Origin of the sequence: Thiothrix caldifontis, assembly GCF_900107695.1 — a bacterium.
Classification (GTDB): Bacteria; Pseudomonadota; Gammaproteobacteria; order Thiotrichales; family Thiotrichaceae; genus Thiothrix; species Thiothrix caldifontis.
Window position 1 is genome coordinate 75,982 of sequence record NZ_FNQP01000008.1, and the last position, 12,885, is coordinate 88,866.

12 protein-coding genes are annotated in these 12,885 nt (G+C 52.0%); 10 read left to right on the forward strand and 2 right to left on the reverse strand.

The window, feature by feature from the left end:
* Positions 1-78: 78 nt before the first annotated feature.
* Positions 79-1,314, forward strand: coding sequence for an ATP-binding protein (locus tag BLV87_RS08255; RefSeq protein WP_093067327.1), 1,236 nt, complete (start codon positions 79-81; stop codon positions 1,312-1,314).
* 39 nt (positions 1,315-1,353) lie between these two features.
* Here BLV87_RS08255 and BLV87_RS08260 read toward each other — a convergent pair whose 3' ends face one another.
* Both BLV87_RS08260 and BLV87_RS08265 read right to left on the reverse strand, forming a co-directional pair.
* On the reverse strand, positions 1,354-3,507 hold the full coding sequence (locus BLV87_RS08260; protein ID WP_245706962.1) for a nitric oxide reductase activation protein NorD: 2,154 nt from the start codon (positions 3,505-3,507) through the stop codon (positions 1,354-1,356).
* Positions 3,508-3,516: 9 nt separating this feature from the next.
* Complete coding sequence (locus BLV87_RS08265; RefSeq protein ID WP_093067329.1) at positions 3,517-4,353, reverse strand: CbbQ/NirQ/NorQ/GpvN family protein; 837 nt, start codon at positions 4,351-4,353, stop codon at positions 3,517-3,519.
* Positions 4,354-4,620: 267 nt separating this feature from the next.
* Here BLV87_RS08265 and BLV87_RS08270 point away from each other — a divergent pair, with 267 nt between their 5' ends.
* From BLV87_RS08270 to vgrG, 9 genes are read left to right on the forward strand one after another with little or no spacing between them, the layout of a single operon-like run.
* Complete coding sequence (locus tag BLV87_RS08270; RefSeq protein WP_093067332.1) at positions 4,621-5,247, forward strand: Pvc16 family protein; 627 nt, start codon at positions 4,621-4,623, stop codon at positions 5,245-5,247.
* Positions 5,248-5,277: 30 nt separating this feature from the next.
* A complete protein-coding gene (locus BLV87_RS08275) occupies positions 5,278-7,437 on the forward strand; it encodes a DUF8189 domain-containing protein (protein ID WP_217629961.1) in 2,160 nt (719 codons plus the stop codon).
* 32 nt (positions 7,438-7,469) lie between these two features.
* On the forward strand, positions 7,470-7,811 hold the full coding sequence (locus tag BLV87_RS08280) for a hypothetical protein (RefSeq protein ID WP_093067335.1): 342 nt from the start codon (positions 7,470-7,472) through the stop codon (positions 7,809-7,811).
* 57 nt (positions 7,812-7,868) lie between these two features.
* Entirely contained in the window at positions 7,869-9,275 is a 1,407-nt protein-coding gene (locus BLV87_RS08285) for a phage tail sheath family protein (protein WP_093067337.1), read from the forward strand.
* A 51-nt stretch (positions 9,276-9,326) separates the two neighbouring features.
* On the forward strand, positions 9,327-9,764 hold the full coding sequence (locus BLV87_RS08290; RefSeq protein WP_093067340.1) for a phage tail protein: 438 nt from the start codon (positions 9,327-9,329) through the stop codon (positions 9,762-9,764).
* Positions 9,765-9,775: 11 nt separating this feature from the next.
* Complete coding sequence (locus BLV87_RS08295; protein WP_093067343.1) at positions 9,776-10,216, forward strand: phage tail protein; 441 nt, start codon at positions 9,776-9,778, stop codon at positions 10,214-10,216.
* 4 nt (positions 10,217-10,220) lie between these two features.
* Positions 10,221-10,406: a DUF5908 family protein gene (locus BLV87_RS08300; protein ID WP_093067345.1), complete on the forward strand. Its 186-nt coding sequence runs from the start codon at positions 10,221-10,223 to the stop codon at positions 10,404-10,406.
* Positions 10,406-11,116, forward strand: a complete 711-nt coding sequence (locus BLV87_RS08305; protein ID WP_093067347.1) for a CIS tube protein — start codon at positions 10,406-10,408, stop codon at positions 11,114-11,116. Before BLV87_RS08300 ends, BLV87_RS08305 begins: the two co-directional genes overlap by 1 nt.
* Entirely contained in the window at positions 11,113-12,879 is a 1,767-nt protein-coding gene (gene vgrG / locus BLV87_RS08310) for a type VI secretion system tip protein VgrG (RefSeq protein WP_093067350.1), read from the forward strand. The genes BLV87_RS08305 and vgrG overlap by 4 nt, the downstream gene beginning before the upstream one ends.
* The last annotated feature ends 6 nt before the right edge of the window (positions 12,880-12,885 follow it).

Below are 12,885 nucleotides of genomic sequence, written 5' to 3' on the forward strand. Positions count from 1 at the left end.
TAGTACAGGTGAAATTTTTAACCTGCTGAAAACAGTGAAATCCTTTACACCAGAAAAATCCTAACGTAGACTTTGGATATGTCTGATATAAAGCGCAATTTAGCAACCAAAATCCATCTGCTACTCACCCTATTTCCGGTGGTGTTGCTGATTGGTGCGCGGCAAACCGGCAAAACCACCCTCAGCCAACAGCTACGCCCAGAATGGCGCTACTTTGATCTGGAAAATGCCGCTGACCACGACTTTCTCAGCCGCGACTACGACTTCTTTTTCCGCGAATACCCACGCCACATCATTATTGACGAAGCCCAAGAAGACCCTGAATTGTTCCGCCACCTGCGCGGCATGATTGATGCCAAACGGGAGGAAAAAGGGCGCTTTATCCTAACCGGGTCAAGTTCACCGGAGCTGTTACAACGTGCCAGTGATTCGTTAGCAGGTCGAATTGCGATTGTGGAAATTGGCACGCTGAAAATGAACGAAATTCTCCAACAGCCACTGCCAGCATTTTACCGTATTTTTGAGCAGCCGCTGACGAGCGATACACTGGACTACCTGAAAACACTGGAAAATCCGATCCCGGATGTGATTCCGTTATTTTTACGCGGCGGTTATCCTGAACCTGTGTTGACGCAAGACCCATATGCCTTCGGGCTGTGGATGGAAAACTACTACCAGACCTACATCAATCGTGACATCCGGCGACTATTTCCGCGTCTGGATAGCATTCGTTACCGACGTTTTATCAGTATGTTGGCATCGCTCTCTGGCACGATCATCAATAAGGCACAACTGGGGCGTTCGGTGGATGTGTCAGAAGTGACCATCCGCGACTATATTGAAATTGCTGACAAAACCTATATCTGGCGCACCATCCCCTCGTTTGAAAATAGCAAAAGTAAATCAGCGCTAAAAATGCCGAAAGGTATTCTGCGTGACAGCGGCTTGACGCATTATCTGGCGAGCATTGAAACCCGTGAAGCGCTGCTGCGTTCCCCGCAAGTCGGGCAGAACTTTGAAGCCTTTGTTACCGAAGAAATCATCAAAGGCATACAGGCGACCCGCGTCACTCGTTGGGATTATTACTACTTCCGCACCAAAAATGGTGCTGAAGTTGATCTGGTACTGGATGGCAGCTTTGGTATCTTACCCATTGAAATCAAGCTAGGACAGCAAACGGCAGTGAAGCAATTAACGGCTTTACGGCAGTTTGTGGAGCAGCACAAACTGCCTTTCGGAATCGTTGTGAATAACAATCCCACAGTGCAAATGTTGGCAGACAAGATCATTCAGATACCAGCGGGGTGTTTGTAGAGACGCAAAATCTTGCGTCTCTACGTCAGTCAGGTCAGCTCAAGAAGTCAACCGCCGGTAAATATCCGCCACCTTCAACGGCAACTTTTTCACATCATCAATCTCCACCCAATTGGCGTGACCGTACATGTGCGGCAAATAATCCTTGCCGCGCTGGTCAATCGTGATGCAAAACGGATGAATCCCCGTGCGCCGCGCTTCAAACAAGGCTTGGCGTGTATCCTCAATCCCATACTGCGTATTGTAGATGTCGAAATAATCTTCCGGCTTGCCATCAGAGAGCGTAATCAGCAACCGCGTTTTCGCTTCCACCGTATTCAGCTTTTCGGTCAAATGGCGAATCGCCACCCCCAAACGGGTGTAATCTTTCGGCACAATCCCCGCAATCCGCGCTTTGGTGGCGCTGTTATACAAATCGTCAAACGCTTTAATGCGGTAGATTTCGCAACGCTTGCGCCCAATCCCCGAAAAGCCGTAAATCGCATAACTGTCACCCAGCTTTTCCAACACTTCGCACAACATCACCAAGGCTTCGCGCTCGGCATCGTTGATCCAGCCTTTGGTGCTACCGCTCATATCGACCATGAACATCACCGCCATGCTGCGATCTGCTCGGTGCATGTGTTGAAACAGCTTATCGCTCATTTCGCTACCGTCGCGGCTATCCGCCAGCGCTTCCACCAGCGCATCAATATCCACGTCATCGCCTTGCGACTGGCGTTTCAGCAAACGGTTTTCATCGCGCATCGCCTCGAAGGTACGCCGCAAATGCTTGATCATGCCCTGATACTTATCCAGCACTTTGTCCACATACGCCGGATCGCCGGGGGGCAATTCCAATTCGCGCAATACACACCAGTTTTTACGGTAATGCTGGCGGGCAAAATCCCACTCGCGGTACAAAAACGCCCCCTCTTCGTGGTAAATCCCTTTCCAGACATCCTCAATGTCTTTTTCTTCTTTTTGGTACAAGGACGGATCGTATTCCCCATCCCCCGCAGGCACTAAAAATTCCGGTGGCACATCCCCCCAATCCAACATAATCGAGGTCAGCAACTGCTTCACGTCTTCCGGTGGCGCAATCGGCTTATCATCCAGCACCAACTCCATGCCCTGCCCCTCTTGCACCTCGCGCATCTCAAACTCCGGCGGCGCAACCTCTTTCTTCTCTTCCTCCTCCCCTGACAAGGGGAGGTCGGGAGGGGTTTCTTCCTTATGCTCCTTCACCAACTCCGCCAACTTCACCCGCAATAAAATCTTTTCCCGCTCCATCCGCGCCAACATACAAGCAGTAACAGCCTCAGGATTAAGTCTAGGTTGGTAAATGCGTGGCGGGAAGCTTTGCCCTAATACCTCTGGAATCAGTGCTAATACGTCGTTGATAGTGGCGTTGGGGGATTGCAGGCGTAAAGAAACCCCTCCTAACCTCCCCTTATCAGGGGAGGGACAAGAGGTTTCATCGTACAAGTTTTCCAAGTGCTGCATATCACGCCACAAGCCCGGCAATTCACGCTCGATGTACGCTTCCAGACGCAAGGTATCCAACGCATGAAACGCCGCCAACGCCTGTTGCCGATCAGGGTAATCCGCGAATGCCGTCGCAAAATCCACCCGAAAACTGCCAAAGCGCGTCTGCGCCCACATAAACGCCACCTGCGCCTTGCACAACAGGAAATTATCCTTAGATTTCACCAATTTCGCGGTAATGTTCGGCAAATACAGTGTTTCACTGTCGGTGTACACCGACTCGCCTTGCGCCAATTTCAGCCGCCGCCCCGACAATCCGCACACGAAGGTCGACAAAATCGACTCAACCTCATCAAAAGCAACCCCTTCCGCATGGGCATGAGCGCTTTCCAAAAAGCTATCAACCTGTTGAATCACCGCCAAGGCCGGGCGCAACCCCTGCTGGTCAAAAGTATCTGCCGCGTGAACTGCCCAAGCCTCAATCACGCGCCGTTCCAAGCGATCCAACGCCTCCACCACGCGAATAATGAATTCGTGGCTAATGTAAACATTGGTGGTCAGCAAACGCTCTGCCCAACCGAGGATGAAATCTTGCGTATTGCGGTCTAAATTGACCAAACCTGCGACCAGTTGCTCAACTTTCAGCCACGTAAATTCAACTTCATACAGCTCCTCAAGCCGCTCCAGCAAAGTGGCGTAAGCATAGGGTTGCTCCGTTGCTTTCAAACCCATCTCCTAGAATAGTGCGCCAATCAGCTCATTAATCGCCGCAATCATGTCACTGTCATCCGTCAACGCCAGCGCAATCGCCCCCTGACACGCCGCCCGTGGCTCGACACCTTTGGAAATCAGCTTGCCCGCGTGTACCAACAAGCGGGTGGATGCGCCCTCTTCCAAACCGTTGTCTTTCAGATTGCGGGTCATTTCGGCAAGCTTCAGCAATTTATCGGTCACGGCGGGGGCTAACCCAGTTTCGTGCATAATGATTTCACGTTCTAATGCCGGTTTCGGGTAATCAAACTCGATGGCGACGAAACGCTGACGGGTGGATTGCTTCAATTCCTTCAACACGCTTTGGTAGCCGGGGTTGTAAGAAATTGCCAGACAAAAACTGTCCGGTGCTTCCAACAATTGCCCCAGCTTTTCAATCGGCATAATGCGCCGATCATCCGCCAGTGGGTGAATCACCACCATCGTATCCTTACGCGCCTCGACAATTTCATCGAGGTAACAAATACCGCCGGAACGCACCGCCCGCGTTAACGGGCCGTCGACCCACACCGTTTCGCCATTCTTCACCAAATAACGCCCCACCAAATCGGAAGTCGTCAAATCATCGTGGCACGACACCGTAATCATCGGGCGGCGCAAGCGCCAAGCCATGTATTCCATGAAACGGGTTTTGCCGCAGCCCGTCGGGCCTTTCAAGAGCAAGGGCAAATGGTTGGCGTAAGCGGCTTCAAATAACGTAATCTCATTACCGACTGGCACATAATACGGCTCTTTTTCAATGAGATAGGTTGACGGGTCATGAATGAGGGCGTGATTCGTTGCATTAGCGGCGTTCTCCACTACGGACTCCTGCTTTGGGCTGATCTAACAAGCCTTGATCATAACAGGCGCAACACGTGTAAGGGTATTGTCACCGAATCATATAGAGCATAAAAACAACACCTGTATTACTTTTGCTTAAATAGAATGATGTGATTAGTAACAATAGAATATTTCAAAGAACAATTATGTTTTTTTTGACTAATGTTAATGCATGTGAATAAAACTTTTCACTCTTGCGAGATTAAGATACCACTAAAATGACAAGGTAGGGCGGTAGCGTGTTTTATGATTTTACATGCCTTCTCGATTATTTTAAAAGAATTTAATAGCCATTTGACACAGTATTATGATGCGCCGGTGGAACAAGCCAAACTGGGTAATTTGGCAGAGGGTGTTTCAGGCAGTGCCGGTAATGGCGATAATTTAAGAAATGCGCTAATTTTCTCTATCGTTAATACCAAGGAGGAAAAAACCCTAAAAAATACCTATCAGTATCAATATGATACAACCAACCAGAAAGCCATCTACAGCCCACCACCGGTGTTTCTGAATTTTCAGGTACTGATTGCAGCCACCCATACGGATTATAAAGATGCACTGGTCATGCTATCGCGGGCAATTCGTTTTTTTCAATACCATAATGTATTTACCCCTGAGTCTGTTTCCCCAGCGTCTATTATTCCCCCCACCGCCACCAATAATCTGGATGAGTTAGTCTCTTTTAAACTCATTATGGATTTGTATTCCCCTAATATGGAAGAAGTGAATCATTTATGGGGCACATTAGGAGGGAAACAGTATCCCTTCGTGTTATACACGTTGCGGATGTTGGAATTGCAGTTCAAAGCTAATCAAGGTGAAACTGGGCTTATCCAAAACATTATCAACAATATTCACCATAAGGCATCTTGAAATACCTGCCAACCAAAGGGACTAATCATCATGAGCACCCATCATTCAAACCCAACACCACACTTACACACCGCCGATATGCCACCGGCGGAATCCAGCGATACGGATAATCTGATGCCGGGGGACACCCTGAAAGATACCGATACCGCGTATTTAATGCCGGGGGACACTCTGAAAACCAGCGATGACGGTAATAGCCAAGCCGGTGATGAAAACCACAGCGAGCATTCCACACCACACCGCCGCACCTGTGCGACGATGAATGTCCACCGCCGCCTATTATCGCGCTCACCCGCTTATGTCCGCGCCCGCAATGACATTGAAAATATGGCGTTGCGCTATACCAGCCGAGCCGACATCAACCAACGCACCGGCATTACCCGTATTCCGGTAGTGGTGCATGTGCTATGGAAAACCCCAGCACAGAATATTTCCGATGCACAAATCAACAGCCAGATAGACGTGCTGAATCAGGATTTCCGCCGCACCAACGCGGATGTCAGTCTTACTCCTGACCCCTTCCGCCCACTCACCGCTGATGCGCGGCTTGAGTTTTTTCTGGCAACCACTGCCCCTGATGGCACACCGTCAACCGGTATTGTCCGCAAGCAAACCACTGCCAATAGCTTTAGCTACGATGATGGCGTGAAGTCCAATGCTACCAATGGCTCAGATGCCTGGCCGAGCGATCGTTACCTCAATATTTGGGTCTGTGAACTATCGGATGGCTTGCTGGGGTATGCACAATTTCCGGGAGGAGCCGCAGAAACCGATGGCGTTGTCATTCTACACTCTGCTTTTGGTACCACCGGCACCGCTGCTGCCCCCTTTAACCGGGGACGTACTGCCACGCATGAAATCGGTCACTGGCTAAATCTCAACCATATTTGGGGAGATGATGGCACAGGCTGTGCCGGTAGCGATAATGTAGCTGACACGCCCAATCAGGCAGCATCCAACGCCGGTACACCCACGTTTCCAAGCGTTTCGTGCGGTAATGGCCCTCACGGTGACATGTTCATGAATTACATGGATTATGTGGATGATGCTGCCATGTTCATGTTTACCGCCGGTCAAGTAGCACGGATGCACGCTTGCCTCGATGGCCCGCGTAGCAGTATTGGCTTTGCAGCTTCGGCACCACGCCCCAGCTCTTCCCCCGTGATCGCATGGGATGCCAATCGGCTGGATGTTTTCATGCTGGATCAAAAGCGTGAACTCCAGCACAAGTGGTGGAACGGCTCTTCGTGGGGGCCAACCCTGACCACCTCGGAAGCCATGGGGGGAATTGGAACCAGTGTGCCACAAGCCGTCTCTTGGGGGCCAAACCGTTTGGATGTGTTCATGACCGGTACCGATAGCGCTCTCTACCACAAATGGTGGGACGGTTCTTCTTGGGGGCCTTCTGTCACCGGTTATGAAGCCATGGGCGGGGTCTGTGTCGGCGATCCACGGGTGGTTTCCTGGGGTGCAAACCGCTTGGATGTGTTTGTGATCGGCACCGACCGGGCGCTTTACCACAAGTGGTGGGATGGCACTGCATGGGGGCCGTCCGTCACTGGTTACGAACGGCTAGGCGGGGTCTGCATCGGGCAACCGGAAGTGGTGGCATGGGGCGCAAATCGGCTGGATATTTTCGTGATCGGCACCGACCGGGCGCTGTATCACAAATGGTGGGATGGCACGGCGTGGGGGCCGTCAGTGAATGGCTATGAACGTCTTGGCGGTGTTTGCATGTCCGCACCACGCGCAGTGGCGTGGGGAGCAAACCGTCTGGATGTCTTCGTGGTCGGTACTGACGGGGCATTGTATCACAAGTGGTGGAATGGCTCCTCATGGGGGCCATCATTGAGCGGTGCCTTTGAACGCATGGGCGGTATCTGCGTAGGCGACCCCGAAGTGGTTGCGTGGGGTGCTGACCGGCTGGATGTCTTTGTGATCGGCACCGACAGCGCCCTGTATCACAAATGGTGGAACGGTTCTTCATGGGGGCCATCACTCACCGATTACGAACGCATGGGCGGTATTTGCACCTCATCACCGCGTGCCGTTGCTTGGGGTTCTAACCGTTTGGATGTGTTTGTCACTGGTACGGATAGCGCCCTTTACCATAAATGGTGGAATGGTTCTTCATGGGAACCATCACTCACCGATTACGAAAGGATGGGCGGTACGATTTCCACCTTTTAACCTCCACAGCATCAATCAAGGAAGCAGCCGTCATGCAAGCCATGCCACACGACACCCCTCCCATCCTCGGCAGTTGGACACATTCCTTTGAAGAGGATGAAGGCGAACTGTTGGTATACCGACCCACCCAAGCATTCACGTTTCCCCCGGCACGGCGGGCGCGTGAAACCTTGGTATTTGGGGCAGATGGCGAGCTGCTAGAAAAAATGCCAGGCCCCGATGACCGCCCACGCGGGATTCCGGGGCGCTGGGCCGCCTTGGGTATGAACCGCTTTTCACTGGAGGGGGGGCAAACGGTGCCTTCCAGCCGGGTGATTGAGGTAGTGGAACATACGCCGGATCTGCTGAAGATTCGCAAGGCAAACACAGCTTAATTACACAGTCATTCTTGGCTCCCGCATTCCACATTTAGACAGCAGGCGGTACACACCATGGCAACAGCATACAAAACACCTGGGGTTTACATCGAAGAAATCCCCAAATTCCCTCCCTCCATTGCAGCAGTGGAAACAGCAATACCGGCGTTTATTGGTTATACCCAAAAAGCTGACAATCAGGCTTCCGCTGATTTGCGGCTAAAACCAACCCGTATCGCCTCCATGGTCGAATATGAAACCTACTTTGGAGGAGCGCAAGCTGAAGAAAACATTTCGGTAACGGTGACAGGCTCCAAGGCAGTCGCAGCCCTCCCGGAAGCCACACGTTCCAAACACCTCATGTATTACGCCCTGCAAATGTTTTTTGCGGCGGGCGGCGGAGCTTGCTACATCGTTTCAGTTGGGGTTTATGAAGCCACATTTGGCTCTACCCCTGATGTATCCAAGTTACAGGAGGGGCTGACGGCGCTAATCAAGGAAGACGAACCTACACTGATTGTATTTCCCGAAGCACAAAACCTTTCTATCGACAACTTCAGTGTTCTGCATGTTGCCGCGCTCCAGCAATGCTATGATTTGCAAGATCGCTTTGTCATCATGGACGTACATGGCGGAGAGGTTTCCTTGTCTGACTCATCCACAGTTTTACGCACAGCTATAACAAATTTCCGCAACAGTGGCATAAAAACGGCAGACAAAGACCTTCTGAAGTACGGCGCGGCCTATGCGCCCAATCTTGAAACTGTGCTGGATTTTGCGTTTGCCGAAGCGGAAACCGATGTAGTGATCGATGGTGCTGCGGCAGTCAAACTCAATACCCTTCAAGCAGGCAATAATCAGGTATATGAACTGGCTAGAGCCGCCATCCGCGACATGCCCTGCAAACTCCCGCCTTCCTCCACCATGGCGGGTATCTATGCCGCCGTGGACAGTAATCGAGGAGTCTGGAAAGCCCCTGCCAATACCAGCATGAATGCAGTAATCCAGCCCACCATCTCGATGTCCAACAAGGATCAGGAAGACCTGAATGTGGATGCCACCGCTGGTAAATCCGTCAACGCCCTACGCAGTTTCTTGGGCAAGGGTCCACTGGTGTGGGGCGCACGCACCCTCGCAGGTAACGACAACGAATGGCGTTATGTCAACGTCCGGCGTTTTTTCAATTTCGTGGAAGAATCGGTCAAAAAAGCTACCGAACAGTTCGTGTTTGAACCCAACGACGCCAATACCTGGGTCAAAGTCCAAGCCATGATCGAGAACTTCCTCACCACCCTGTGGCGGCAAGGCGCATTACAAGGTGTCAAGCCAGAACATGCGTTTTATGTCTCCATCGGGCTAGGCAAAACCATGACACCGCTGGACATCCTCGAAGGCCGTATGATCGTGGAAATCGGCATGGCAGCAGTACGCCCCGCTGAATTCATCATCCTCAAATTCTCCCACAAGATGGCGGAATCCTGATTTGGCATAGCACCCCATTCCCATTATCCAACCTAACAAGTGGTACACATCATGGCACAAGAATACCCTTTACCCCGCTTCCATTTTCAGGTCGACTGGGGTGGCGCGAAACTCGCTTTCACCGAAGTCACCGGTCTGGATATGCAAGTCGAAGTCATCGAATACCGGCACAGTGACAGCAAAGACTTCAGCAAGATCAAAATGCCCGGCCTGCGCAAATTCAGCAATATCACCCTGAAACGCGGCAAGTTTGAAGGTGATTTTGATTACAACACTTGGCTGGATGCCATCAGCAATGACCGGACAGGCGGTCGCCGTGATGTTGTCATCCGCCTCATGAATGAAAAACACTCTCCTGTCGCTGCCTGGTCTGCCACCCGCTGCTTCCCGGTCAAGGTAACAGCCCCCGACCTCAAATCCGATGCGAATGAAACGGCCATCGAGAGCATTGAAATTGCCCACGAAGGTTTGAAACTGATGAAAATCTAAGGCAGCACGCGATGGATTATTATCCTCCCTGGGGGTTTTACTACAAAGTGGAATTCAGCATCAGCAAGGACAAGAACGATGTGCGCTTCCAGTCCGTTTCCGGTTTGTCAGTGGAATACGATTACGAAAGCTACAAAGAAGGCGGCGAAAACCGCTTTGAACACAAATTGCCGGTGCGCACCAAATACGCCGACCTAGTGCTCAAGCGCGGCATGTTGACCCAATCTGACATCACCCACTGGTGTTTAGCAGCCTTCCGTGATCGTGTTTTTACCCACTCCGACATCAACGTGATCTTAATGAATGAAAAGGGTGAGCCGCTACGCACTTGGAAAGTAGCCCATGCCATCCCCAAAAAATGGCAGGTGAGCGACCTGAACGCCAACGACAACGCCATTGTGATTGAAACCTTAGAACTCACTTACCGTTATTTCACCGTACAAACAGGTTAAGCGAATGCCCATCGAAATCAAGGAACTGCATATCCGGGTGACAGTCAACAGTTCCCCGGACGCTCCCCAAGCCCCCCCCGGCTCCGCTCGCCCACCACCAACCAACGGGCAAACCACTGACACCGACGCCATTATTGCCGAATGCGTCGAACAGGTGCTGGACATTCTCCAGCGCAAGGCGGAACGCTAATGACTGAACAAGGCAAGCTAGAAAAAATGCTGATCTTGGCCTTCACCGATTCCAAGAAAGCGGAAAGCGGCGGTATCCCAGAATCGGTTGCGCAATTCACAGCACTGATTAACCCGGAAACATATACCCAGACCTATAAACTCAAGTTCTCATCCGGCAAGCAAGGGCAAGGCAGTAGTGGGCAACAGTTAAAATACGAATACACCGAGCCGGAGGAAATGAGCTTTGAATTCCTGTTTGACAACACCGGTATTATTGACGACGAACCCCGCGATTCCATTGCCGACGACCTGAAAAGCTTCAAACAAGTCCTCATTGAATACCAAGGCGATGCCCACGAACCGCGCCATTTCAAACTGGTATGGGGAAAAAACTCCATCTTCAAAGGCCGGGTTACAGAAGTCGCCATTACCTACAAACTCTTCAAACCCGATGGCACACCCATCCGCGCTATTGCCAAAGTCACCTTCAAAAGCAGCATTGAGGAACAGAAACGGGCAGCAAAGGAAAACCGCCAGTCCGCCGACCTCACCCATTCCCGTCAGGTCAAGCTAGGCGATACCCTGCCGTTGATGTGTCACCGGATTTACGGTGATTCCCGCCACTACGCCCAAGTCGCCCGCGCCAATGGTCTCAACAACTTTCGGGTATTGCAGCCGGGAAGCACCCTAATATTCCCGCCCCTAGACAAACTGGGTAATACCCCGTGAGTGACCCTTCCAGCATCCCCACACCTGCCACCCCGGATGTCTGCACCGCTGTCCTGCGGATCGACGGGGCAGAAATTTCGGGCGAATTCCATGTGTTATCAGTCACGGTCAGCCGCGAACTTAACCGCATTCCCAGTGCAGAATTCCAGTTACGGGATGGCGAAGCCTCACAAGCCACCTTTGCCGCCAGCAACACCAACCATTTCATTCCCGGCAAAGCGGTCGAAATCCAGTTAGGCTACCGCTCTCAAAATACCCCTGTCTTCAAGGGAATCATCGTCAAACACAGTATCAAAATTCGCAAAAATGGCAGCCTGTTGCAGGTAGAGTGCCGTGATGCCGCCTTCAGTATGACCCACGGAACCCACAGCCGTTTCCACCTTGACAAGAAAGACAACGAGATTATGGAAGAGCTGATCAGCGCCCATGCCTTAACTGCCGAGGTAGCCAGCACCAGACCAGCACTAAAATCCGTCGTGCAATACGATGCCAGTGACTGGGATTTCATGCTCTGCCGTGCCGAAGCCAACGGCATGGTGGTCATGGTAGAAGACGGCAAAATACGCATTTCCCCCCCGGCTACCGGTACGGAACCGGTGGTTGCCATCCGTTACGGCAGCACGATTTTGGAACTGGATGCTGAAATGGATGCGCGTTGGCAAAGCAAAGGCATGAAAGCCAGTGCTTGGAATGCCAGCACTCAGGAAATGCTGGAAACGGAAGCCCAAGAACCCCAATTGCCCGCCAGTGGCAACCTGTCCCCCGCCCAACTCGCCCAAGCAGCCAAGACCGACATTCACACCCTTCACCATGGTGGCAAACTGGATCAGGCCGAATTACAAGCATGGGCAGACGCTCGCCTGCTGCAAGAACGTCTCGCCCGTATCCGTGGCAGAGCCAAATTTCAAGGCTTTGCAGGCATCATGCCCGGTCACATTATCGAAATCACTGGCATTGGGGAACGCTTTGCAGGCAAATGCTACGTTTCCGGGGTACGTCACCACCTCGCCAACGGTAACTGGGAAACCGACGTACAGTTTGGCCTCAATCCCGAGCGCTTTGCCAGCACCTACAATTTGCGCCCCTTGCCTGCGGCAGGTTTATTACCCGGTGTCAGTGGTTTGCACACAGGGGTTGTCACCGCACTGGAAAATGACCCAGAAGGCGAAGAACGCATTCAGGTACGCCTACCGTTGGTCAGCGCCGAGGCAGAAGGTCTGTGGGCGCGTCTTGCCACGCTGAATGCAGGGGAGGGGCACGGCATGTTTTTCCGCCCTGACATCGGCGATGAAGTCGTGGTCGGTTTCTTGCACGACGACCCGCGCTATCCGGTGATTCTCGGCATGTGCCACAGCAGTGCCAAACCCACCCCCGAACCCGCCAAGGATGACAATTTCCGTAAGGGTTATCGTAGCCGGGAAAAGCTGCAACTCAGTTTTGATGACGAACACAAGGTCATAAAGCTGGAAACCCCGACAGGCAATACCCTGACTCTTTCCGAACAGGACACCGCCATATTGATTGCCGACCAAAATGGCAACAAGCTCACCCTGAATGCTGACGGCATTACCTTAGAAAGCGCCAAGGATCTGATCCTCAAAGCCAGCGGTGACGTGAAGCTGGAAGCCATGAATGTCGACATCAAAACCAACGCTGCCTTCAAAGTGACCGCGACAGCCAGTGCGGAAGTGTCGGGAGCCAGCACCACCGTCAAAGGCAGTGCCACTACCGTTATTCAGGGCGGTATCGTACAAATCAATTAACACAGG